At 65.7% G+C, this 22,073-nt stretch carries 20 protein-coding genes and 1 tRNA gene; 2 read left to right on the top strand and 19 right to left on the bottom strand.

Annotation, left to right across the window (positions count from 1 at the left end; genetic code table 11):
• Positions 1 to 17: 17 nt before the first annotated feature.
• From ACEN9H_RS10865 to guaB, 9 genes are all read right to left on the bottom strand, one after another.
• A complete protein-coding gene (locus ACEN9H_RS10865) occupies positions 18 to 3,071 on the bottom strand; it encodes an efflux RND transporter permease subunit (protein ID WP_166855952.1) in 3,054 nt (1,017 codons plus the stop codon).
• Positions 3,068 to 4,144, bottom strand: a complete 1,077-nt coding sequence (locus tag ACEN9H_RS10860) for an efflux RND transporter periplasmic adaptor subunit (RefSeq protein ID WP_166855954.1) — start codon at positions 4,142 to 4,144, stop codon at positions 3,068 to 3,070. The genes ACEN9H_RS10865 and ACEN9H_RS10860 overlap by 4 nt, the downstream gene beginning before the upstream one ends.
• A complete protein-coding gene (locus tag ACEN9H_RS10855; protein ID WP_166855956.1) occupies positions 4,141 to 5,505 on the bottom strand; it encodes a TolC family protein in 1,365 nt (454 codons plus the stop codon). Before ACEN9H_RS10855 ends, ACEN9H_RS10860 begins: the two co-directional genes overlap by 4 nt.
• Before the next feature lie 256 nt (positions 5,506 to 5,761).
• Positions 5,762 to 7,036, bottom strand: a complete 1,275-nt coding sequence (locus ACEN9H_RS10850; protein ID WP_229421011.1) for an alpha/beta hydrolase family esterase — start codon at positions 7,034 to 7,036, stop codon at positions 5,762 to 5,764.
• Positions 7,037 to 7,318: 282 nt separating this feature from the next.
• Complete coding sequence (locus tag ACEN9H_RS10845) at positions 7,319 to 8,491, bottom strand: cytochrome-c peroxidase (protein ID WP_413675570.1); 1,173 nt, start codon at positions 8,489 to 8,491, stop codon at positions 7,319 to 7,321.
• A gap of 146 nt (positions 8,492 to 8,637) precedes the next feature.
• Positions 8,638 to 9,903 (bottom strand): alkaline phosphatase family protein, encoded by a 1,266-nt coding sequence (locus tag ACEN9H_RS10840; protein WP_413674741.1) that lies wholly within the window; start codon positions 9,901 to 9,903, stop codon positions 8,638 to 8,640.
• 291 nt (positions 9,904 to 10,194) lie between these two features.
• A tRNA-Cys gene (locus tag ACEN9H_RS10835) sits at positions 10,195 to 10,263 on the bottom strand.
• 180 nt (positions 10,264 to 10,443) lie between these two features.
• Positions 10,444 to 12,054 (bottom strand): glutamine-hydrolyzing GMP synthase, encoded by a 1,611-nt coding sequence (gene guaA, locus ACEN9H_RS10830; RefSeq protein WP_056135177.1) that lies wholly within the window; start codon positions 12,052 to 12,054, stop codon positions 10,444 to 10,446.
• A gap of 52 nt (positions 12,055 to 12,106) precedes the next feature.
• Positions 12,107 to 13,567 carry an IMP dehydrogenase gene (guaB, locus tag ACEN9H_RS10825; protein WP_056135180.1) on the bottom strand — a complete coding sequence of 487 codons (1,461 nt, stop codon included), beginning with the start codon at positions 13,565 to 13,567 and terminating at the stop codon, positions 12,107 to 12,109.
• 133 nt (positions 13,568 to 13,700) lie between these two features.
• Here guaB and ACEN9H_RS10820 point away from each other — a divergent pair, with 133 nt between their 5' ends.
• A complete protein-coding gene (locus ACEN9H_RS10820) occupies positions 13,701 to 14,168 on the top strand; it encodes a DUF4124 domain-containing protein (protein WP_413674740.1) in 468 nt (155 codons plus the stop codon).
• A gap of 4 nt (positions 14,169 to 14,172) precedes the next feature.
• Here the strand turns inward: ACEN9H_RS10820 and ACEN9H_RS10815 are convergent, their stop codons facing one another.
• Together ACEN9H_RS10815 and ACEN9H_RS10810 are read right to left on the bottom strand one after the other, a co-directional pair.
• Positions 14,173 to 14,472: an RnfH family protein gene (locus ACEN9H_RS10815; RefSeq protein ID WP_056135185.1), complete on the bottom strand. Its 300-nt coding sequence runs from the start codon at positions 14,470 to 14,472 to the stop codon at positions 14,173 to 14,175.
• Positions 14,465 to 14,896 carry a type II toxin-antitoxin system RatA family toxin gene (locus ACEN9H_RS10810; RefSeq protein WP_056135187.1) on the bottom strand — a complete coding sequence of 144 codons (432 nt, stop codon included), beginning with the start codon at positions 14,894 to 14,896 and terminating at the stop codon, positions 14,465 to 14,467. Before ACEN9H_RS10810 ends, ACEN9H_RS10815 begins: the two co-directional genes overlap by 8 nt.
• Before the next feature lie 101 nt (positions 14,897 to 14,997).
• Between ACEN9H_RS10810 and smpB the strand changes: the two genes are divergently transcribed.
• Positions 14,998 to 15,447 (top strand): SsrA-binding protein SmpB, encoded by a 450-nt coding sequence (gene smpB / locus ACEN9H_RS10805; RefSeq protein WP_036228601.1) that lies wholly within the window; start codon positions 14,998 to 15,000, stop codon positions 15,445 to 15,447.
• Positions 15,448 to 15,492: 45 nt separating this feature from the next.
• Here smpB and ACEN9H_RS10800 read toward each other — a convergent pair whose 3' ends face one another.
• The 8 genes from ACEN9H_RS10800 to ACEN9H_RS10765 all read right to left on the bottom strand — a co-directional run bounded on the left by ACEN9H_RS10800 (position 15,493) and on the right by ACEN9H_RS10765 (position 21,975).
• Positions 15,493 to 15,897, bottom strand: a complete 405-nt coding sequence (locus ACEN9H_RS10800; protein WP_160407699.1) for a hypothetical protein — start codon at positions 15,895 to 15,897, stop codon at positions 15,493 to 15,495.
• Between the two features lie 140 nt (positions 15,898 to 16,037).
• Entirely contained in the window at positions 16,038 to 16,553 is a 516-nt protein-coding gene (locus ACEN9H_RS10795; RefSeq protein WP_413674739.1) for an SgcJ/EcaC family oxidoreductase, read from the bottom strand.
• 85 nt (positions 16,554 to 16,638) lie between these two features.
• Entirely contained in the window at positions 16,639 to 17,376 is a 738-nt protein-coding gene (locus tag ACEN9H_RS10790) for a hypothetical protein (RefSeq protein ID WP_413674738.1), read from the bottom strand.
• An 82-nt stretch (positions 17,377 to 17,458) separates the two neighbouring features.
• Positions 17,459 to 18,655: a multidrug effflux MFS transporter gene (locus tag ACEN9H_RS10785; RefSeq protein ID WP_413674737.1), complete on the bottom strand. Its 1,197-nt coding sequence runs from the start codon at positions 18,653 to 18,655 to the stop codon at positions 17,459 to 17,461.
• A gap of 164 nt (positions 18,656 to 18,819) precedes the next feature.
• Positions 18,820 to 19,506, bottom strand: coding sequence for a signal peptidase I (lepB, locus tag ACEN9H_RS10780; protein WP_413674736.1), 687 nt, complete (start codon positions 19,504 to 19,506; stop codon positions 18,820 to 18,822).
• Between the two features lie 99 nt (positions 19,507 to 19,605).
• Complete coding sequence (locus ACEN9H_RS10775) at positions 19,606 to 20,574, bottom strand: alpha/beta hydrolase family esterase (protein ID WP_082577388.1); 969 nt, start codon at positions 20,572 to 20,574, stop codon at positions 19,606 to 19,608.
• A 55-nt stretch (positions 20,575 to 20,629) separates the two neighbouring features.
• Positions 20,630 to 20,821, bottom strand: coding sequence for a hypothetical protein (locus ACEN9H_RS10770; RefSeq protein WP_056135200.1), 192 nt, complete (start codon positions 20,819 to 20,821; stop codon positions 20,630 to 20,632).
• Positions 20,818 to 21,975 carry a PepSY-associated TM helix domain-containing protein gene (locus tag ACEN9H_RS10765; RefSeq protein WP_056135204.1) on the bottom strand — a complete coding sequence of 386 codons (1,158 nt, stop codon included), beginning with the start codon at positions 21,973 to 21,975 and terminating at the stop codon, positions 20,818 to 20,820. The genes ACEN9H_RS10770 and ACEN9H_RS10765 overlap by 4 nt, the downstream gene beginning before the upstream one ends.
• Between the last annotated feature and the right edge of the window lie 98 nt (positions 21,976 to 22,073).

Genomic DNA, 22,073 nt, shown 5'->3' with positions numbered 1-22,073 from the left:
CCATATGAAGGACAGCGTCAGGCTTCGTCCGCGCCGGACGAGCGTCCGCGCATCAGGTGGAACAGGATCGGCATCAACAGCAGCACCAGCGGCAGTTGCACGACCAGCCCGGAAATGATGGCGATCGCCAGCGGCTGCTGCATCTCGGAGCCGCGCCCGAGTGCGAACGCCAGCGGCAACAGGGTCAGGATCGCGGCCAGCGTAGTCATCGCGATCGGCCGCATGCGGTTCAATCCGGCCTCCAGCAAGGCCTGCTCGCGTGGACGGTCGGCGACGAGTTCCTGCTGCTCCGAGTAGTAAAAGATCGCGACCTCCGTGGCCATACCGATGATCATCGTCATGCCCATCATGGCCGAGATGTTCAGTTCGATCTTCGTCAGCCATAGGCCGATGAACACGGCCGACACCGCCAGCAACGCGGTGACGAGAATCGACAACGCCAGACGGAAGCTTTCGTACATGAACAACAGCAGCAGGAACACCAGCGCGCTGGCGGCTGCGAATACCGCCATCAACCCGTGGAAGGCGATCTGCTGTTGTTCGTACAGGCCACCCAGCTGGTAATAACTGTCGGCGGGCAGCGTGCGCGGCCGGGCCATCATTGTCCGGACGTCGGCGATCACGGAGCCGAGATCACGCCCGCTGATACGGGCGGTGACGGCGACCATGCGCTTGAGGTTTTCACGCGTGATCTGCGCCTGGCCGGTGACCGCATGGATCTCGGCCACGCGCTGCAGCGGAAACGCGTGGCCGTCCGGTGCGACCACGCGCAGCCGGCGCAGATCGGTCTCCGTGGCACGCTGGTTCTGCGGCACCCAGATACGCACGTCGACCATCTTGACGCCGCCCGGTACGTGCGTCGCGACCGTGCCCGAGAGGACGCCGGAAACGTAGCGGGTGATTGCATCGGCGTCCATGCCTTCGAGCGCGCTTCTCGCCGGGTCGACGCGGATGTCCATCGCGTCGCCGGCGGGGTTGATGCCGTCCCTGACGTCGACCACGCCATCGATCCTGGCCAGGCGCGCCGCCACCGCACGCGCGCTGGCGGCCAGGGCGTCAGGACGGTCGCCGAAGATCTTGATCTCGACCGGCTGCGGCACCGCCGTGAGGTCGCCGATCAGGTCTTCCATCAGCTGGGCCATCTCGACCTCGACGCCTGGCACCTCGTGCTCGATGCGGCCACGGATGTCGTCCATCACCTGGTCCACGGGACGCCGACCCGACGGTTTCAGGCGCACGAAGAAGTCGCCCTGGTTGGCCTCGTTGAGGCCTCCTCCCAGGCCGGCGCCGGTGCGGCGCGAATACGTGGCGACGTCGGGCGTGGCACGGATGATGGCCTCGACCTGGCGCAACAGACGGTCGGTCTCGGTCAGCGCGGTGCCGGGCGGCGCGCGGTAGTCGAGCACGAAGCCGCCCTCGTCCATTGCCGGCATGAAGCCCGAGCCGACCGCGCGGTAGGCGATAAAACCGGCCAGCAGCAGCGGCGCCACGCCGACCAGCAGCAGCCAGGGTCGCGCCAGCAGCGCGCCGAACACGCGTCGGTAGTGGCCGTGCAGCCAGCGCACCAGACTCGAATCGGGCGCGTGTTCGGCGTCCTTCGCATTCAGGAAGCGGTCGGCCAGCAGCGGCACCGCCAGCCAGCTGATCAGGAAGGAGATGAACAGCGCCGCCGCCATCGTCAGCGACAGGGCCTTGAAGAAGGCGCCGGTCACGCCGGAGAGGAATGCGAGCGGGACGAAGATCACCAGGGTCGAGGCGCTCGAGCCGGCCAGCGGGCGCAGGAACTCGAGCGCGGCGGCCATCACGCGCCTGTGCACCTCGCCGTCTCCGCCCTGCAGGCGCCGCATGATGTGCTCGATCATCACGATCGCATCGTCGATGATCAGGCCGACCGCGGCCGCCATGCCGCCCAGGGTCATGATGTTGAAGCTCATGCCGAGCACGTACAACAGCACGACAGTACTGGCCAGCACCGCAGGCACGACGACGATCGCGATCAGCGTCACCTTCAGGTTGCGCAGGAACAGCAGGAGCACGGCCGCCGACAACCCGATGCCGATCAGGACGGCGTCGCGCACGCTGCCTGCCGACGCCGTCACCAGTTCGCTCTGGTCGTACCAGCTGGCGATCTGCACGCCTTGCGGCAGTTGCTTGCGCAGACCGTCCAGGCGCGACTTGATATCCTGCGCGATCTGTACGCTGTTACTGCCCGGCTGCTGGTAGACGGAGAACAGCACGGCGTCGCGGCCGTCGGCGGTGACGCGGGTCCAGTTCGGGGCCGTGCTCGTATCGACGGTGGCCACGTCGGCGAGACGCAGCATGGCGCCGGCGGGGTTGCGCAGCACCAGTGCGCGCAGCCGCGCGAGCGAATCGAGGCGGGTGTCCGACACGGCGAGGTACAGCTTGTAGTGGTCTTCCAGGCGACCGACCGCGCTGATCACGTTCGCCGCCGACACGGCCTTGGCAACGTCGTCCAGCGCCAGTCCGACCGCCGCGAGGCGCGCCGGATCCACCGTCACCCGGTATTCCTCGATCGCGCCGCCCTGAACCTGCACGCGCGCGACGCCATCCACGCTCGACAGCGCAGGACGCAGCTGGAACTCGGCAAGGTCATGGAGGGCGACCTCCGAAAGCGTGCTCGAGACCAGGCTGTAGGCGATGATCGGGAACACGGTCGGGTCCATGCGCCGTACGAGCACCTGCGTCGTCGCCGGCAGCGTGCCCTGCACCTGGGCGATGGCGGCGTTCACCTGCAGCGCAGCGGCCGCCATGTCGAGGCCCCAGTCGAAGTTGATGGACACCTCGGCCGAGCCGCGGCTGGTGGTCGAGCGCACGTTGCGCACACCCGGCACCCGGCGCACCGCTTCCTCGACCGGACGCGTGACCAGCATTTCCATCTGCTCGGCCGGCTGGTCGCCTGCATCGATCGAGACGACCACGCGCGGGAAGTCCACGGTCGGGAATAGCGATACCGGCAGCCGGAATGCCGCGACCAGGCCGGCCAGCGCCAGCATCGCGAGCAGGAACAGAATGGAGCGCCGATGCGCCTGGGTCCAGCCGGCCAGCGTCATTGCTTCCCCTCGCGCACCGGCATGCCGTCGTGCAGCTCGTAGTTGCCGAGCACGACCACCGGCAGTGCCGGGTCGATCCCACCGTCCACGCCATAGGTCTGCGCGGACTCGCCCAGCACCTTCACCGCGACGCGATGCGCATGGCCGCCCGCGACCTGGAACAGGTAGCTGCCCTGCTCGTCGCTCAACACCGCCTGGCGGGGCACGCTCCAGGCATTGCCCTCGCCGAGCGTGATCGCCGCCTCCACGCGCGTCCCGACCGCCAGGCCGGCGGCCGCGCTGGCCGGCAGGTTCACGATCGCGGTCACCATCTGGGTCTTCGGATCGACGACGCCATCGACCGTCGCGACGTGCGCCGCGATCGGGGCGGCACCGTCCAGCAGCGGCTTGAGCGTGACCGGCATCCCCGGTTTCACCGCCGCACTTCGGGCCGGCTCGATCGCCAGCAGCGCGCGAGGGTGGCCGGTGGGACCGAGTTGGGCGACGGGTGCGCCGGCGGCGACACGTTCGCCCTGCGCGGCCGCCAATGCGGTCACGACGGCGTCGAACGGGGCCGTCAACGTCACGCTCGCGTGGGCGCCACCCAGTTTCGCTTGTGCCGCCAGCGCGGCCTGGCTATCCTCCACTTGCTTGCGCGCGGCATCGACCTGGGATCGGGTGGCCAGTTGCAAACCCTCGAGCTCCTGCTGCCGCTTCAGTTCGCGCTGGGCGAAGCCGACCGCGTTGGATGCCTGCGTGTAGGCAGCCGTAGCATTCGGATCGGTACCGATCACGGCAACGGTATCGCCGCGGCGCAGGCGCTGGCCCGGCACCAGCGGCAGCTGAAGCAGTTGGCCTGGCTGCGGAAAGCTGACGGATTCCGGTTTGCCCGCTGCAATTTCACCGAAGGAGTCGAGGATCTGGGCCATGGTCTGCCGGGACACTGGCTGCACCCGGACCAGCGCGCTGGCATCAATCGCTTTTTCCGGCGCAGCGTCGGCAGCGCCGGCGCTGGCGCCGGCATGCCAGTGCCAGGCCGCCCCCGCGCCCAAGGCCACGACCACGGCGCCGATCACGAGAGTGGAAATCTTCATTGTTGTTGATGTCCTGACGAAGATGCATCGGGCGCGATCCCGAGCAAGGTTTGCAGCGCGACGCGCTGTTCAGCGATCTGCTGTAGTAGGTTGATTCGCTCGGCCTGCTTCGCGAGCAGCGCCGCACGTGCATTCGCATACGCGAGCGCGTCGATCAATTCGGAGCGGGCCGCCAGGTCGCTGCGCTGGATGGCCGGCTCCAACTGGTCCAGCGCGGTTTCGATGCTCCCCAGCTGTTCGCGATCAAGGCGCTGCTGGTCGAGGATGGCGCGGATATCGTTGCGCGCCGCCTGGACGCGCACCTGATATTCGTCGTGCAGTTTCTGGCGTGTGGCCTGCTCGATGACGATGTTGCCGCGGTTGCGGTTAAGGAGAGGCAGCGACAGCGTGATGCCCAGGCTGTTCGAGTACACGTTGCTATTGTCGCGCGAGCGGGTCAGGCCCACGTTCAGCGCCGGGAACTGGGCCAGCAGCGCGGCGCGGTAACGCTGGTCCTGCGCGGTATAGCCTGCGACCAAGGCGCGCAGGTCGGGGCGGCGTCGGGGAAGTTCGGCTAGCGCGCCATCCGCCGCGCCCTCGTCCGCGAACGCGGCCGGTGCTCCGTCCTGCAGGCGCAGATCGACGCGGGCGTCCAGGCCGAGCAAGGTGTTCAGATCATGCGCGGTCTGGCTCAGCTGGCGCTGCAGATCGTACATTTGTTTATTGATGTCCTGCAGCGCCGTCAAATTTGGCAACACCGCATCGCCGGTGAGCAGGCCGCGTCGCTGCGCCTGTCCCGTGCGCGCGGCGCGGTCGGCGAACAACCTGCGGTTCGCGTCCAGCACGGCCAGCAGGCGCCGGCCATAGGTCAGCCGGACAAAAGCCAGCCGCGCCTGCGAGGCGACCTGCCATTCCTGCCACAGCAGCGCCAGGTCGGTCTTCTGGACGTCGGCCTGAGCCGCACGGCGGCCGGCGGCATGACTGATCAGCGCCCCGACGTCGTAACTGAGACCAAAGCTGAACGCACGCGTGGCGCCCGGACCGGCATCGCTGTTCGACAAATCGCCGGCCAACGCCAGCTGCGGGTCCGGCAACAGGCCGGCAGCGAAGGCCTGGGCGCGCGACACGGCCAGATCGTCGCGCGCCAGTCTTAGATCGGGATTGTTTACCACTGCCAGCGTGGCGACCTCGATCTCGTCGAGGCCGTCGCGCGGATCGAAGGGGTGCGCGGCCAGCACGGGAAACGGCAGGCTGCGCGTGTCGACCTGGACTTGGGCAAGGCCCCCGGGCAGCTCGGGCACCGCCCCGAGCGGCAATGGCCGGTAGGTCGCACAACCGGCCACCGCCAGGCAACACATACACGAAAAGAATCGGTAGACCATCGTAGCTGGACCCAAATTACATTGATGCCCAGCCTACCAGTCGAATAATGAATAGATAATTAAAGGAGCGAGGCGGACTCTGCACAACATAACCGCCGATCGGTTTTGTGCCGAGGAAGTGAACGGCACTTACCGTACACTCCCTTATGAATGAACGTGCTGGCGGGATCGCACGTCCGGGTTCGAGGGATAGATGCACGATGCCGTTACCGGTCATTTGAGGGTCACAGTCGACAAAGCCCGACTTATACGAACCTCAGGCAGATTTCAGGAAAAAGCGCAGCATTTCCTGGCTGGCGTCGGGACCACTCTCGTCGCTGTAGCTGCCGCGCCCCGTACCGCCCGACCAGGCGTGCCTGCCGCCCTTGATGATCCAGTGCTCGACTACGACACGGCCATCCACTCCTTGATGCACCTGCCGCTCATACATGCGCCCGCGAGCGCTTCTGGCTTCCGTTGTTACCGACACTGCCTCGTAGTTGTCGAGAAACTGCCGTACGATACTTGTACTATTGCTGGGATGGACCGTAAAGTCCGCGTCGCCGTGAAACACAATGATGGGCCGGCTGTCTGCAGGTGCCGCGTGGACCCGCGCGTTCGCATCGACGCCGCCATTCATCACTTGCATTGCACCATAGCTGTCCGTCGCACTCCCATGCGCCAGGCCGGAGTGGCAGCCGACAGCGGCGAACAGTTCGGGGTAGGTCCTACCGAGTATCACCGCCATCGCCCCGCCTGCGGAGAGCCCCGCGACGTACACACGTGTCTCATCGATTGCATGAACATCGATCACTTTACGCGTGAGCGCCGCGATCAGGCCTGGTTCGCCCTGACCGCGGTAATGATGATATTCCTCGAACCAGTTCCAGCACATGCTCCAGTTCGCGCGCGACGACTGTTCGGGGTATAGGACAACACAACCGTATTCTTCCGCCAATGCGTTCATGCCTGTCCCGAGTGCGAAATCATCCGCATCCTGACCTCCTCCGTGAAGCATCACGACCAGCGGCAGTGGATTACCCGAATACCGGGCGGGGACGAACAACTTGTACTGCAGCGAACCCGCCTCATCGTCAAAGTGTCGTGTGACAAAATTTTCCTCCGCCGACGAAGTCGACGGACCTTCCCGTGACCATTCGAATTGGCCGCCCCACGGCGGCCGGACGAAACTCGACCAGGTATCCAGCATTGCATTTAGCATATTCAGCTCCAAAGGACATACCGGAATTGTCGCGCGATGCTGCATTGCAGCAAAGAGAGCTGTGCTCGTTACCGTGTAGGACGATGACCGATGTCGGCACAGGTCTTCTCTTAGTGCCACCTGGAACGTCTGAGAGGCATCGGAGGCGTGGCGCTGAAGACGCCGATGGCGGAACTCAGGCGGATGGACAGCCCGGGCGGCGCCCTGCTTTCCGATTTCTTCGACGAGTCGTGGCACGACCGGCTGCGACATGTTGCAGAACGAGAGTTGAGGGTCGACGCGCATTTCCAGGCCGCTGACCGGCCGCGCATCTTGCGGCCGCTGGTGCAATGCGACGCCGCTGGTGTGCGACGCGCTTGGGATCGGCCGCCTGGCGTGGGAGCGACCGGCTGGCGTGGGAGCGACCGGCTGCACACGCAGTTCGAAACCCGAACCGACTATCACCTGCGAGACGGGAGCTCGACATCCGGCTGCCGGATACCGAAGCGCGCCGTGCGGTGCTGGTCGCTACGTCAGCGGCCCTGTTCCGCTTCGCATAAGCCACCAGCCCGGCTCCGGCGTCACGTGTATCAGGTTGTACACACCGCTCGCCGACGTGACGTTGACACGTTTTTATCGTCTGGACTGGGAGCGCGCACGGTGCGCCGTCGTGCCCATTTCGGCCGGGCCCGTTGGTAGCGCATCCGCGTCAGTGAGCGTGCGCAGGAAGGCGACGATGTCGCGGATGTCCGCTTCGTTCAGAGCTGGCTTGCCGCCGGGTCGGCGATCCATTGGCGCGGTCAACTGGTCGACGTTCTTGCGGTAGGCCGGCGGCAGGTCGTCGTACCGCTCGACTTGTCCCGACTTGCCGCGCCCGTACCAGCGTGCTGGTCGGATATCGCGTTCGACATAGAAACGGACGGCATCGGCGAGGTCGGTGAACACGCCGTTGTGCATGAATATGCTGCGCGTCGCCACATTACGCAGGCTCGGGGTCTTGAATGCGCCGCAGTACTTGTCGTCGATGCCCGTGCGGGATATACGCAGCGGACCGCACAGACCCAAATCGAAGAAAGCCGGATCGGCGTTGGAGCGCAGGGTCCGGTTGCGCGGCACGCCCAGGTTAGCGAACGAGTAGTCCGTCAACAGCGGCGGCGCGCCGTTCGCGCCGGGCGCCACCGTGTGACACGACGCGCAATTTCCCTTGCCGGGATCGGCGAACAGGCGTAGTCCACGCTGCTCCGGTTCGCTCAGCCGAGCCTCACCTTTGAGGTAGCGGTCGAACTTGCTGGTGTACGGCGCGAAGCTCGGGTCGTCCAGCTGGAAGCGCTCCAGCGCCATCGTCAGACCTGCCACTGCCTGTGTGTCGTCGGCCAGGGCGGCGCGGCCGAACACGCGCGCGAATTCGGCCGCGTAAGGTGCGACGCGCAGCCGGGCGGCCAGGGCCGCCTCGTCGCGGTTGGCCATTTCCGCCGGATCGAACAGCGGGGCACGTGCCTGGTCGCGCAGCGTGTCGAAGCGGCCGTCGCGCGTGAAGCCGCCGGTCGGCACCGAGTCGACCTCGATTTCTCGCTCGATCGGGTCGCGCTCGTGCTCCTTGAACCAGCGCGGCGTGCGCGGCAGAACGTAGCGCAGCGACGGGACCGCGCGAAATCCCTGCGCGTCCAGCCGCTCGCCGCCCAATTGCACGGCCCGGCCGTCGGGTGGGCCGTAGGCGTGCGCCGGGCTGTGGCAGCTCGCGCACGACTGGCGTCCCGAAGCGGACAGCGCGGGGTCGAAGAACATCCTGCGCCCCAGCGCCGCCATGGCACCCCGCTGCACCTCCGCTGCCGGAGCAGGAGCCTGCGCCGGCTTCGGACTACATCCGGCCAGGCAGGCGACGAAGACGACGAGAGCGGAGCAGGATGCGGCAGCGATACGGGACTGCCTGCTCAAGATCGAATCGTGCGTCGTCAATTCGTGAACACGTCGTCCCCGAAAGCCGCCAGGCCCGCCTGGTTTGCATAGCCGAGGTATTCCTTGATACCGAAGATGTTCTCGACGCTCTTCAACAGCGAGTAGTGGTTGTAGCCGACATTGCTCACCGTGCCTGGCTTGATGAACGGTGAGAGCAGCACGGCGCCCGTGCGTCCGCCGCCCGGCGCCGGGAAATTCAAGTCGTATTGCATGGTCGCCGAGACCGGGAAAGTCAGCGACAGCGGGTAGCTGACGTTCGGGCCACCGACCTGGTTGCAGCAGGATTCGCTTGACGCGTAGCTCACCGTGACATGCTGCTTGCCGGTGGCGTCGACGGTGACCGTCTGCGACGCGACGGCGCCTCCTTCGTCGAAGTTGATGATCAACAGGCCGTCCTTCTTGTAGGCCTCGGAGGCGAGGATCTTCGGCACCCACACTTTCAGGAATTCGTCGGCCGATTTCAGGCCGCCCGGCTGGCCGTTGATGCAGCCCTTGCCGGCCGCGCCGGTGCCGTCGCCGTCATGGCCGTCGTTGCAGACGTTCGGTGTGATGAACACGAAGTTCGGCGTCGTCTCGACCTTTGCGAGATCGGTCTCGAGCTTGTCCAGTGCCACGACATTCGTCTGACAGTCAGGTGTGTCGATGATCGAATGGAAGTACACGAACGGGTTGTGGCGGGCGGCGTACTGGTCGCCCTTCGGCACCGCGGCGCTGGGCGCCAGCTGGTGATTGGTCTGATCGGCAGTGCCGATGACCGGGTGGCCACACGTCGCGCTCTCGCGGGTCGGGTCGTTGCCCATGTCTTCCATGTAGCCGCGCCACGTCAGACCAGCGGCTTTCAGCTGGTTGGGCAGCGTCCTGACCGTGGACGGATAGACGCAGCCGGTCCCGACCGGCAAGCCGTCGGCGCTCGTGCCGGTCTGGGCGAAGTCGGCATAGGTGGTGCAATCGGCGGCAGTCTGCGGCGTCACCGGCTGGCCACTGATCATCGCAACGTAGTTGGTCAGGCTCGCGTGGCCAGTGCCGTAGTACTGGGTCAGCAACGCCCCCATGGCCGGCAGGGTCTTCTGCAGGTAGGGATCCTGGGTGCTCGTGCCGAAGGTGTCGGCGTAGTCCTTGTTTTCCAGCGTGATAACGAACACGTGCTTGACGCGCTGCGCACCGGTCGGGGCATCCTTGTCGCCGCCGCACGCGGCGATCGTCGCGGTAAGCGCCGCCAGTACGGCCAGCAAGCTCCATTTGAATTTCGATCCCAGTTTCATCGTGGTCCAGTGAGTTGATTGAACAGGTACGGTGCTTCGCTGCGGCACCGGTTATCTCATCAGCGAAATAACGCGCTGCTCAATGTAGCGTCCCCTTATGACAAGGTTGTGACTGTCAACTAACTCGGCGGAATCGCATGCCGCCGATTTCAGGAAGGGGGTTCAGGTGGTTGACGCGCGGATCATGAAGCTGCGCTGCCGATATAGATCGATGGGAGATTCAAACCGTCTTCGACGGAGGCAAAGCTTGCTGCTGAGGTAGATCAGCGCTACGGCGCTGATCTACAGTGCTGGGGCGACGATGGGAGTCGAACCCATCTACACGGCTTTGCAGGCCGCTGCATAAACGCTTGCTACCCCAATGTGATTCACAGCGGCCTTGAGTAGACGGTCGCGTGTTCAGTTGGGACGGCAGCTTCACCTAATCACTGAGCTTGAGTGAGCTCAACGACGGAGTATTCACCCGCAGTATTCTGTAAAAAAGCCCGCCGAAACGAGGCGAGCTTTTAAGTACTGCAAATTAAGTTTCCAGAGTGAAACTCACTCCCATTCGATCGTCGCCGGCGGTTTCCCCGAAATGTCATACACGACACGGTTAATTCCGCGCACCTCGTTGATGATCCGGTTGGAGACCTTGCCCATCAACTCATGCGGCAGATGCGCCCACTGCGCCGTCATGAAGTCCAGCGTCTGCACCGCACGCAGCGCGACGACGTATTCATAGGTGCGGCCATCGCCCATCACGCCCACCGATTTCACCGGCAGAAACACGGCGAATGCCTGCGACGTCGCCTCATACCAGTTGGTCGGCGCCTTGCCGGCGTCGATGCCCGGCACGTGCGGCACTTCGAACGGCGTCTTGCGCAGTTCTTCGATGAAGATCGCGTCCGCTTCGCGCAGCAGGTCGGCGTATTCGCGCTTCACTTCGCCGAGGATGCGCACACCCAGGCCCGGGCCCGGGAACGGGTGGCGGTAGACCATGTCGTGCGGCAGGCCCAGGGCGACGCCCAGCTTGCGCACCTCATCCTTGAACAGTTCGCGCAGCGGTTCCAGCAACTTGAGGTTCAGCGTTTCCGGCAGGCCGCCCACGTTGTGGTGGCTCTTGATCGTCTGGCCCTTCTTGCCCTTGCCGGCCGATTCGATCACGTCCGGGTAGATCGTGCCCTGCGCCAGCCAGCGCGCGGCCGTCAGCTGCTTGGCCTGTTCCTGGAACACTTCGACGAATTCGCGGCCGATGATCTTGCGCTTCTGCTCCGGATCGTTGACGCCGGCCAGGTGGCCCATGAACTGGTCGGATGCGTCGATGCGCAGCACCTTCACGCCAAGGTTCTTCGAGAACATGTCCATGACCATCTTGCCCTCGTCCTTGCGGAGCAGGCCATGGTCGACGAAGACGCAGGTCAGCTGGTCGCCGATGGCGCGGTGGATCAGCGCGGCGGCCACGCTCGAGTCGACGCCGCCCGACAGGCCCAGGATCACTTCATCGCTGCCGACTTGCGCGCGGATCTTCTCAACGGCCTCGCTGATATAGTCCGGCATGTTCCAGTCGCTCTTGCAGCCGCAGATCTCGTGCACGAAGCGGCCGATGATGGCTTCGCCCTGCGTCGTGTGCGTGACCTCCGGGTGGAATTGCAGCGCGTAGAAGCCGCGCTCCTCGTCGGCCATGGCGGCGATCGGGCAGCTCGGCGTCGAGCCCATCAGCTTGAAGCCCTGCGGCATGTCGAGGACCTTGTCGCCGTGGCTCATCCAGACCTTCAGCATGCCGTGGCCCTCGTCCGTGACGAAGTCGTTGATGCCGTTCAGCAGTTTCGTATGGCCGCGGGCGCGCACCTCGGCGTAGCCGAATTCGCGGACTTTGCCGTTCTCGACCTTGCCGCCCAGTTGCGCGGCCATCGTCTGCATGCCGTAGCAGATGCCCAGCACGGGCACGCCCAGTTCGAACACGGCCTGCGGGGCGCGCGGCGAATCGCCTTCCAGCGTGGAGTTGTGGCTGCCGGACAGGATCACGCCCGAGGCGCCGTAGTTGCGGACGAAATCGTCGCCGATGTCGTAGGGATAGACCTCGGAGAACACGCCGGCGTCGCGCACGCGGCGGGCGATCAGTTGGGTGACCTGGGAACCGAAGTCGAGGATGAGGATTTTCGAGTGCATGTAATTTGACGTTGTATGCAAAAACGCGGCCCGCAGGCCGCGTTGAAGGAACTTATTCGGTACGGTAGTTCGGCGCTTCTTTGGTGATCTGCACGTCGTGCACGTGCGATTCACGCATGCCGGCCGACGTGATCTCGACGAACTCCGCCTTCTCGCGCAGTTCTTCGATCGTCGCGCAACCGCAGTAGCCCATCGACTGGCGCACGCCGCCGACCAGCTGATAGATGATCGCCAGCACGCTGCCCTTGTAGGCGACGCGGCCTTCGATGCCTTCCGGCACGAACTTGTCGGCCTTGCTCGACGCTTCCTGGAAGTAGCGGTCGGCGGAACCTTCGGCCATCGCGCCCAGCGAACCCATGCCGCGGTAGCCCTTGTAGCTGCGGCCCTGGTACAGGATCACTTCGCCCGGCGCTTCTTCCGTGCCGGCGAACATCGAACCCATCATGACGGTGTGCGCGCCGGCGGCCAGCGCCTTCGAGATGTCGCCCGAGTAGCGGATGCCGCCGTCGGCGATGCACGGCACGCCCGTGCCGGCCAGCGCTTCGGCCACATTCGAGATCGCGGTGATCTGCGGCACGCCCACGCCGGCGACGATACGCGTCGTGCAGATGGAGCCCGGGCCGATGCCGACTTTCACTGCATCGGCGCCCGCTTCCACCAGCGCGCGTGCGGCGGCGGCCGTGGCGATGTTGCCGCCGATGACGTCCACGTGCGGGTACGTCGTCTTGATCCATTTCACGCGGTCGAGGATGCCTTGCGAGTGGCCGTGCGCCGTGTCGACCACCAGCACGTCGACGCCGGCTTTCACCAGCAGGTCCACGCGTTCCTTGTCCTTGTCGCCCACGCCGACGGCCGCGCCGACGATCAGCTTGCCCTGCGCATCCTTCGACGCGTTCGGGTGCTCGTGCGACTTCAGGATGTCCTTGACGGTGATGAGGCCGCGCAGTTCGAACTCGTCGTTGACGACCAGCACGCGTTCCAGGCGGAACTTGTTCATCAGGCGCTTGGCCTCGTCCGTGCCGGCGTCTTCCTTGACGTACACGAGCTTGTCGCGCGGGGTCATCTTGGCGCGCGCCTCGGCGTCCAGGTCCTCTTCGAAACGCAGGTCACGGTTGGTGATGATGCCGACCACCTGCTTGCCCTCCACCACCGGGAACCCGCTGATGCCATGCTGCTGGGCCAGGGCCAGGACTTCGCGGATCTTCATCGTCGGCGGAATCGTGATCGGGTCGCGCAGCACGCCGGCTTCGAAACGCTTCACACGCGCCACTTCGCGCGCCTGGTCGGCCGGTCGCAGGTTCTTGTGGATGATGCCGATACCACCTTCCTGGGCCATCGCGATCGCGAGGCGGGCTTCAGTCACGGTGTCCATGGCGGCGGACAGCAGCGGAATGTTCAGCGAGATATTCCGGGTCAGCTTGGTGCGCAGTGACGTGTTGGCCGGGAGGACGTTGGAGTAGGCCGGGACGAGCAGCACGTCATCGAACGTGAGTGCTTTCTGGAGGAGACGCATAGTTTATTTCCTATAGGCGCAAAAGCGAATTATACAGAAACTCCAGGAAAACGTCGCAAGCTTGGCAAAAAACGACTGAAATCACCCATGACCGGCGATTGACAGTGGCCGTCCGGCATGGCGAAATCGGACCATGAACCGTTACTCTCTCCTGCTGCTGGCGGCCGTCGCCGTGTCCGCGCCCGCCCTCGCCCAGTACTCCTGGATCGACGACCACGGCACCCGCGTGTTTTCGGACCGCCCGCCGCCGCCCGGCACGCCGCCGGCGCGCATCCTCAAACCGCCGCGCGGCGCGGCGTCGACCGAGGCCACGCCAGCCGAGGCCACCAGGCCCACGGCCCCCACCCTGGCCGACCGCGACGCCGACTTCCGCAAGCGTGCGGCCGAGCGCGAAGCGGACGAGCGCAAGGCCACGCAGGACGCGCAGCGCAAGGCCGACAACGACGCGCAATGCGCCGCGGCCCGCCGCAGCGAGGTCGTGCTGACATCGGGCGTGCGCATCGCGGACATGGATGACAAGGGGGAGCGCGTCTTCGTGACGGACGAAGAAAAGGCGCGCCGGCTGGTGCAGGTCCGGCGCGTGCTGGCCGGATGCCGTTGACGCGTCAGGCAGCCGCCTGCTTCTTGGCCGCGCGCTTGCGCCGTGAATCCTTCGGGTCGGCCACGAGCGGGCGATAGATTTCCACGCGGTCACGGTCGCGCAGCGCGGTCTCCAGCGTCTTCTTCTTGCCGTAGATGCCCACCGGCTGAGTCACGAGATTGATGTCCGGGAACGCCGCCAGCACGCCGCTCTGCTCGATCGCCTGCCCGACCGTCGTGCCGGGTGCGACACGCAGCGGCCGGATGAACTCGTTCTGCGGCAGCGCGTACATGACGTAGACTTGCAATTCCGCCTGCTCAGCCATAGATCACCTCGGCACGCTTGCAGAACGAATCGACCATCGTGTTGGCGATCATGCCGAACACGGGTCCGACGAGCTGCTCGAGGATAATGCTCGAGAACTCGTACTGCATGTCGAAGTCGATCTTGCAGGCGTCGGCGCGCAGGGGCTTGAAGCTCCACGTGGCCTCCAGCATCTTGAAAGGGCCGTCGACGAGATGCATCTTCATCTGGCCCGGACGCTGGTTGTGATTCGATGTGGTGAAGCTCTGCTTGACCCCGTGGAAGTTGATTTGCAGGCAGGCCACCAGCTTCTCGTCGCTGTGTTCGAGCACTTTGACGCCGCTACACCAGGGAAGGAATTTCGGATAGTCCTCGACTTTTGCGACCAGATCGAACATCTGTTCCGCGCTGTACCCGAGGAAAACTGATTTGTGCACTACTGCCATTGGTCAACCGTTTGTTATGATGTTGGTTACGTTGCGTCGCGCTCGACATTTCAGAAGCGCGACGACGGTAGTTTAACCGACGCGCGGAAATTAGCGATTTCATGAGTATTATTGACAATAAAAAAGCCTTTTTCGACTACTTCATCGAGGACCGCTACGAGGCCGGCCTCGTACTGGAAGGGTGGGAAGTGAAGGCGATCCGCGACGGCCGCGTGCAGATCAAGGAAGCGTACGTCGTCGTGCGCAACGGCGAACTGTACCTGTTCGGCGCGCACATCAGCGCCCTCACGACCGCCTCCGCCTGGAGCCATCCGGAAGCCCTGCGCACGCGCAAGCTGTTGCTGCACAAGGCCGAGATCGACAAGCTGGTCGGCAAGGTCGAGCGGTCCGGCTACACCCTCGTCCCGCTCAACCTGCACTTCAAGGGCGGCCGTGTGAAATGCGAAGTCGGCCTCGCCAAGGGCAAGAAACAGCACGACAAGCGCGACACGGAGAAAGACCGCGACGCCAAGCGCGAGGTCGAGAAGGCGATGAAGCAGCATCGCCGCTGAGGCTGGCGCCGCGTGGCGCCAGCGCCAGGCCCGCGCGTGCGTGCATTAGTAGGTCCGCCTGATATTGACGTTCGGCTCTGGCGTCGCGTCTACCCCGATCGATGTATCGTCGTCGGTCTTCAAGCGGCGGTCGTGTGACTTGTCCCGCATGATTTCGTTCTGCTCCTCACGCTTCTGCGCCTCATACCCTTTTTGCGCTTCTCTTTGGTTCCGGTCCTGTTCCTGCTGAGAGTAGGTTCTTTCATCCTTTGGAAAAATGTCGATTTTCGATCCGGACTGGGTCGATCCGGAGTCGCTGGATCCAGACTGGGCTGAATCGGAATTCGATGATCCAGACTGGGCCGGCTCGGACTGAGCCGGCTCGGACTGCGTACCTGATTCTGTCTGCGCGTTTGCAATACCCATCATTGCGAGCGACAAGACGAACACACCCCGTTTTTCGAGCATCATGACGTCCTCCTGTGATTGACCCGAATTAGACAGGCGCCGGTAATCCGCGTTCCCGACGGCGTCCTGGCCCGCGATCCCGGCCTTGAAAGGCCACCATGTCGTCGATATCGGAGCAGGTACGAGGGTTTGCCAGGCGCTGTTTAGTGCGGCGTTGCCTCCGGCATGGCCGACGAATGGTGGCTCGTGATCAGCCATTTCCCGCCTTCCCACCGATACGTGAACGTGTAGCGGGCATGGACCACCTGCCCCGTCGCGCCGAACGTGAACGTGTACAGGCCGGCGTCCACCGCCGTGTCGCAGGCGATGTCGACGAAGCGCAGGTCGATGACGCCGGACGGCCGGCTCTCCAGGAAGTGCCTGAAGTAGTCTTCCTTGTCGGCCGGCGTCAGGCGCGGCACGTTCGACACGGTCGGCAACAGGATCGAACGTTCAGCGTAATTGGCAACGACCTGGTGCGGATCGCCCGTCTTGAGCGATGCGTTCCAGCGGTCGAACAGCGCGATGATCTCCTGTTCGCTGGCACGCCGGCAGTGCCCGGGTTGCGCGTCCGGCGCGACCGCCGATCCAGCGCAGCCCGCCAAGAAGCAACAGATCGCGGTTGAGATGCCCCGTCCAAAGACCCTGGACGCAAGCGCCTGGCGTGCGCAGACACGCATTGGATGCTCCTTTCGGCGACCATGCCGGTGCATGACAACCGTTGGACAGCACCGATGCTGATCCGTTCCGCGCCCGCGCAGGGCTTTACCGATAACTCTGCAATTCCCGCGATCCCGTCACCAGCGAGCCCGCGGCCGGCGTACCGCCGCTGTAGGCGATTGCCCGCACCATCTTGAGGGTGCGCGTGTCGCCGCCGGACGCATCGCGCCAACGCGTGGCGCTTTCCGTCCGCGTGATGCCGTTGACGGTCCAGGTCGTCGTCGACACGAACTTGTAGGCGCTGAACGTGCCCGCGGCGATCGTGATCGTCTCGATGCCGGACAGCGTGCCGCTCTGCATGTAGGTCACACCGGTGCCGCCGTTGCAGGTCTCGGTGTATTGCGTGGCCCAGCCGGCGCCGACGGCCAGCGTTGCCGGCGCCCCCTGGTTGCCCTGGTACGTGCAGTGCGTGACGGCCGTGCCGTTATCGATCGTCATCGCGGCCACCTGTCCGGCCGCGTCGTACTGGAAGTCCGTCGGGTACAGGGTCTGGTCGACCGCGCCGGACACGACGCGGTTGTGCGATGGATCTTCTTCGTGCACGGCGAACGTGCCATCGGGATTGACCGCCGTGACGTCGTCGTCCGCCGTGCGGTGCAACGTGTTGTCCAGGGTGTCGGCCAGCTGGTCGGCATAGACGAGATGGGCGCCCGCTTTCGGCGGCACGAAACGGTAAGTGACCGTTGCCGCCGCCTGCGCCGCGGCGGTGCCGCTACTTCCTCCGCCCCCGCAGGCGCTCAACAGCGTCGCCGCAACCAGACCCGCCAATATCGTTCGCTGCATCGTTTCCTCATTCCACCAAGTCGAATGAGGGATTGTTGCCGTGATGATCCCCGCCTGGCCACTTACGGATTGGTAACGTTGGTCAGGCCGCCGCCACGCGCTCCCGCGCCATCGCATTGCCCAGCTGGCACGCGCAGAAGCTGGCCACGAGCCCCACCGCCACGCCGCACGCGAGCTTGAAGGCGCTGTCGAACAGCAGCGGCGCGACGAGGCCGGACACGAGCGCGAACGACATCATCTGGATGAACGCCAGCATCGACGACGCGAGGCCGCGGTTGTCGGGGAACAGTCCGAGCGCACTCACCTGGATCGCGGGCATCGCGACGGCGAGGCCGAACGTGTAGACCATCAGCGGCAGCACGGCCCACGGGATCGTCACCGTGCCGCCGGCGACCGCCGTGTAGCCGACGTTCAGCACGCACGCGAGGAGCATCGTGCCGAAGCCGATGGCGCGCATGCGCGGCGCCGGGATGCGCGCGGCGCGCTTGCCGCCCCACGCGGAGCCGATCACCATGCCGCTGATCAGCGGGATGAACATCCACGCGAACGCCGTCTCGGGCAGGTGCAGGATCTCCATCACGAAGTTGGCGGCGGAGCCGATGTACAGCGACAACCCGCCGAACGCGAGGCCCACGGACAGCGACAGCAGCACGAATTGCGGATGCCCCAGCACCTTCAGGTAGTTGCGCGCGATGGCCACGCCGTGGAACGCGTGGCGCTTCTCGCGCGGCAGGCTCTCGGGCAGCAGCTTCCAGGTCGCGAGCAGCATGACGGTGCCGAACAGCGCGAGGAACACGAAGGTCGCGCGCCAGCCGAACGTCACGTGCAGCCAGCCGCCCAGCACCGGCGCGATCGCGGGCGCGAGGCCGAACACCATCATGATGTGCGACATGATGCGCTGGGCCTCGGCGCCCGTGAAGCGGTCCTGCACGATGGCCTGGCCGATGACGGAGCCGGCGCCCGCCGACATGCCCTGCAGCGCGCGGAACAGCAGCAGCCAGCCGAAGGTGGGCGCGAGCGCGGCGCCCGCGGAGGCCAGCGTGTAGACCGTCAGCGCGACCATGATCACGGGACGGCGGCCGAGCGAATCGGACAGCGTCCCGTAGAACAGCATCATGAACGCGAACATGAAGAGAAAGACCGACAGCGTCTGCTGCACGGCCACGGGGCCGACGTCGAATGCCCGGCCGATGGCGGGAATCGACGGCAGATAGGTGTCGATGGCGAGGGCGCCGACCATGCCGAGGCAGGCGAGGATGACGGTGAGGAGTCTTTGCATATGCATGCCTTGAATAAAACATCGGCTCTGCAGGATGCGAGCGTCCGAAGGACGAAATTGTAGCGGGATTTACATCAACCGTGCAGCGCGCCGCCGTTCACGAGGCGGCGCGCCGGAACACCGAGGGCACGCAGGCGCAGCCAGTGCCGCCTGCGCGCACGCGATCAGTCGGGACGGTACAGCGACATGCCGAAACGCTCGGTGCGCGGCATCCAGTTGCCCTGGTAGTCGGCCGAGACGAGCACGCGTTCGGCGCGGCCCACGAGCAGCTTGCGCGGCACGAGGCCGATCACGCGCGAGTCGGCGCTGTTGTCGCGGTTATCGCCCAGCATCAGGTATTCGCCCCGCGGCACCGTGACGGGACCGAAGGTGCGCGGCGCCAGCACGTCCGGCATGATCTGGATGTGGCGCGGTCCGCGCGCGGCCTTGTCGCCCCACGTCTCGGCCAGCTGCAGCGCGCGCATCGCGGTGCCGCCGACGGAGTCGAGCGAGTGTTCGACGACGCGGTAGTCGGCACCCTTCCCGTTGATGTACAAACGTTCGTTGCGCATCTCGACGACGTCGCCCGGCAGCGCGACGACGCGCTTGATCAAGAGGGTGTTGTCGCGCGGGGAGCGGAACGTGACGATGTCGCCGCGCTGCGGCTCGCCCAGGTGCGCGAGCACGACGTTCGTCAGCGGCACCTTGAGGTCGAACGCGAGGCGGTTCACGAGCACCACGTCGCCTTCCAGCAGGTTCGGATGCATCGACGCGGACGGGATCGGGTTCCAGTCCGCGACCGCCGTGCGGAACACGCCGAACAGGACGAGAAACGCCAGAAAGCCCTTGTTGTTGCGCGCCCAGTTCTTCATTCAGGTCTCCCGCTCGTGGAATGTTCTTGTCGCTCTGCCGATGTTATACGCGCCTTGCCTTAACCGAGAATTAAGCCGCCCGTATGCATGCGCGCCGCGTCACCTGGATTTCGTGCGGAAGAAGCGCCACGCCTCGTCGGCGGTGTCGACGTCGTGATTCATGGGGCCGAGGATTTTCTTCAACAGCCAGGGCAGCTCCTCCTCCGTCGAGGCGCTGATATGGCCGCCGCCGTCGACGCGCAGGAACTCGACCTGCACGCCGGCAGGGTCCGGACCCCACACCATGCGCGTGGCCGTCGTCGGGTCGTCGGTGCGCAGATGCGGGAAGCGGAAGGTGGCCGGCGCGTCGGACAGGCCGTCCGCCTGCCGCCATGCCGCCACCGTCGCCTCCGCGCCGAGGCCCGAGCCGCGCCCGCGCGTGAGCCAGTTGCCGACCTCGCCCCCGCCGTACGGCGCGATCGGATCGCCCGTCCCGTGCAGGATGAACACGGAGACCGGCCGGGCCGGCGCCGCGCAGCGGCTCCTGGCCGGCATCAGGGCGCTCTGCACGCCGATGGCCGCGAGGCGCGGCGCGAGTTCGATGCCGAGCCGGTACGCCATGCCGCCGCCGTTCGAAAAGCCGAACACGTAGACGCGGCGCGGATCGACCTTGAAGTCCGTCACGGCCTTGTCGATCAGCGCGCCGATGAAGCCGACGTCGTCGGTCGTGGCATTGGTCGCGGCATCGCCGCGGCAGTCGTTCCATGCGACCTTGCCGTCGCTGCCTTTCACGCCCTCCGGTGCGATCAGGAGCAGGTGCTCGCGTTCGGCCAGCTTCGCCCAGTCGCGCGGCGTGTAGCCGCCGAAGCTTGCGCGGCCGAGGACCGCGGCCGCCGCTTCGCCGTGGCCATGCAGCAGGATCACAACGGGACGCTTGCCCGACGCGTCCGGCGCGCCCGGGTCGAGCACGAGGTAGCGGCGCTCGCCTTCCGGCCGCGCCAGCGTGTGCGCCGCGTACTCGGCGGCATGCGCCGCCGTTGCGGTGATCAGCGCAATGCATGCCGCCAGCCGTGGAATCGAACCTGCCATCTGCCACCTCCTCGTCGAACCGGAACGGCGATGGTCGCACGGGCCGGCGCGGCCGTCACCTCGCCGGATCGACAGGTCGCGCGGGGCGGAACGCGTACCAGGCCCCGACCAGCACCGGCAGCGCCAGCGCGGCCGCGGCGATCACGTCCCACACGCCGTCTTCCAGCAGCCCGGCGACGAGGCCGAACACCGTCGCCGCGCCCAGCAGCAGCGGCATGCCCCACAGGCGGCGAAACGACGCCGTCATCGCACCTCTCCTTCACGTGCGAGCGCGGGCGCGACGTCCGCCTGCGCGCGTGCGGTCCGCGCCGCCGCGCGCCTGCGCCGCAGCCACAGATACAGGCCGCTGCCCAGCACGATGATCGTCGCCACGTCCAGCAAGGCCCACACGAATTTCAAGCCGGCGCCGCCGTAGTCGCCGAAGTGCAGCGGCTGCGACAGCAGCAAGGTCTTGAGGTACCACGGCAGCTCCCTGCGGTCCGTCACGGCGGCCGTCTGCGCGTCGACCAGCACCGGCTGGTACAGGCGCGACGTCAGCGCCGCGTCGCCATGCATGTACACGCCGTAGTGGTGCGGCGTCGCGAACGGCGTGCCGGGGAACGCGATGAAGCCGACGCGCATGCCGGGCGCCACCGCTTCCGCATGGCGCACCGAGGTTGCCATCGACGCCAGCGTCGCGGGCGCGGCCTGCCCCGCGTACGGCTTCGTCATCCCGGCGATCTCCGTCACCTGCCATACCTTCAGCAGCACGTCGGCCAGCGTGTTCACGACACCCGTCGCGCCCACGACGAGCGCCCACGCGAGCGTGACGATGCCCAGCAGGTTGTGCAGGTCGAGCCATTTCAGGCGCGCCGTGCGGCCCTGGCGGACGGTCCCGAATTCCAGCTTGCGCATGAACGGCGCGTACAGCACGACGCCGGACACGATGGCCACCAGCAGCAGCAATCCCATGAAGCCGAGGAACAGCTTGCCCCACACGCCCGCGAACAGGTCGACGTGCAGGTGGAAGAGGAATTGCATCACGCCGCCGCCCTCGATCGGCGGCTCGCCGGCGAATTGCGCGGTGCGCGCATCGATGGCGATGCTCTTGAAGTCCGGGTCGTTCGCGTGGGCGCCCATCGTCAGGAACCACAGCGACGGTTCATCCGGCTCCTGCGACATGTACATCATGACCTTGTCGGGATAGCGCGCCTGGCCGGCCGCGATCACGCGGTCGAGGCTCGCCGGCGCCTGCGGGGCCGCCAGCCGCAGCGCTTCGATGTCGTTGCCGAGCAGGTGGCCGATCTCGTGGCGATAGATCAGCGGCAGGCCCGTCAGGCACAGCAGCAGCATGAAGACGGTGCAAACGAGGCTGCTCCAGGTGTGGATCCAGGACCAGCGGCGAAGGTGTACGGGAGACATGGGAGAGAATGTTGCGGCTGAGCCTAGATAATAATAGTTCTCATTTACGAATGCAAGAACGCTCCGTATAATGAGAATTATTCTCATTAATCAAACAA

It is taken from the genome of Massilia cellulosiltytica, from assembly GCF_047325105.1.
GTDB lineage: Bacteria > Pseudomonadota > Gammaproteobacteria > Burkholderiales > Burkholderiaceae_D > Telluria > Telluria orientalis.
Note: the sequence above shows the minus strand (reverse complement) of the source record. Positions and strands in the feature narration are given on the sequence as shown.

What these genes read in the sequence shown, in the direction of transcription:
- ACEN9H_RS10865 (WP_166855952.1), bottom strand. Translation starts at nt 3,071, where the DNA reads ATGACGCTGGCCGGCTGGACCCAGGCGCATCGGCGCTCCATTCTGTTC.
- ACEN9H_RS10860 (WP_166855954.1), bottom strand. Translation starts at nt 4,144, where the DNA reads ATGAAGATTTCCACTCTCGTGATCGGCGCCGTGGTCGTGGCCTTGGGC.
- ACEN9H_RS10855 (WP_166855956.1), bottom strand. Translation starts at nt 5,505, where the DNA reads ATGGTCTACCGATTCTTTTCGTGTATGTGTTGCCTGGCGGTGGCCGGT.
- ACEN9H_RS10845 (WP_413675570.1), bottom strand. Translation starts at nt 8,491, where the DNA reads ATGGCGGCGCTGGGGCGCAGGATGTTCTTCGACCCCGCGCTGTCCGCT.
- ACEN9H_RS10840 (WP_413674741.1), bottom strand. Translation starts at nt 9,903, where the DNA reads ATGAAACTGGGATCGAAATTCAAATGGAGCTTGCTGGCCGTACTGGCG.
- guaA (WP_056135177.1), bottom strand. Translation starts at nt 12,054, where the DNA reads ATGCACTCGAAAATCCTCATCCTCGACTTCGGTTCCCAGGTCACCCAA.
- guaB (WP_056135180.1), bottom strand. Translation starts at nt 13,567, where the DNA reads ATGCGTCTCCTCCAGAAAGCACTCACGTTCGATGACGTGCTGCTCGTC.
- ACEN9H_RS10820 (WP_413674740.1), top strand. Translation starts at nt 13,701, where the DNA reads ATGAACCGTTACTCTCTCCTGCTGCTGGCGGCCGTCGCCGTGTCCGCG.
- ACEN9H_RS10815 (WP_056135185.1), bottom strand. Translation starts at nt 14,472, where the DNA reads ATGGCTGAGCAGGCGGAATTGCAAGTCTACGTCATGTACGCGCTGCCG.
- ACEN9H_RS10810 (WP_056135187.1), bottom strand. Translation starts at nt 14,896, where the DNA reads ATGGCAGTAGTGCACAAATCAGTTTTCCTCGGGTACAGCGCGGAACAG.
- smpB (WP_036228601.1), top strand. Translation starts at nt 14,998, where the DNA reads ATGAGTATTATTGACAATAAAAAAGCCTTTTTCGACTACTTCATCGAG.
- ACEN9H_RS10800 (WP_160407699.1), bottom strand. Translation starts at nt 15,897, where the DNA reads ATGATGCTCGAAAAACGGGGTGTGTTCGTCTTGTCGCTCGCAATGATG.
- ACEN9H_RS10795 (WP_413674739.1), bottom strand. Translation starts at nt 16,553, where the DNA reads ATGCGTGTCTGCGCACGCCAGGCGCTTGCGTCCAGGGTCTTTGGACGG.
- ACEN9H_RS10790 (WP_413674738.1), bottom strand. Translation starts at nt 17,376, where the DNA reads ATGCAGCGAACGATATTGGCGGGTCTGGTTGCGGCGACGCTGTTGAGC.
- ACEN9H_RS10785 (WP_413674737.1), bottom strand. Translation starts at nt 18,655, where the DNA reads ATGCAAAGACTCCTCACCGTCATCCTCGCCTGCCTCGGCATGGTCGGC.
- lepB (WP_413674736.1), bottom strand. Translation starts at nt 19,506, where the DNA reads ATGAAGAACTGGGCGCGCAACAACAAGGGCTTTCTGGCGTTTCTCGTC.
- ACEN9H_RS10775 (WP_082577388.1), bottom strand. Translation starts at nt 20,574, where the DNA reads ATGGCAGGTTCGATTCCACGGCTGGCGGCATGCATTGCGCTGATCACC.
- ACEN9H_RS10770 (WP_056135200.1), bottom strand. Translation starts at nt 20,821, where the DNA reads ATGACGGCGTCGTTTCGCCGCCTGTGGGGCATGCCGCTGCTGCTGGGC.
- ACEN9H_RS10765 (WP_056135204.1), bottom strand. Translation starts at nt 21,975, where the DNA reads ATGTCTCCCGTACACCTTCGCCGCTGGTCCTGGATCCACACCTGGAGC.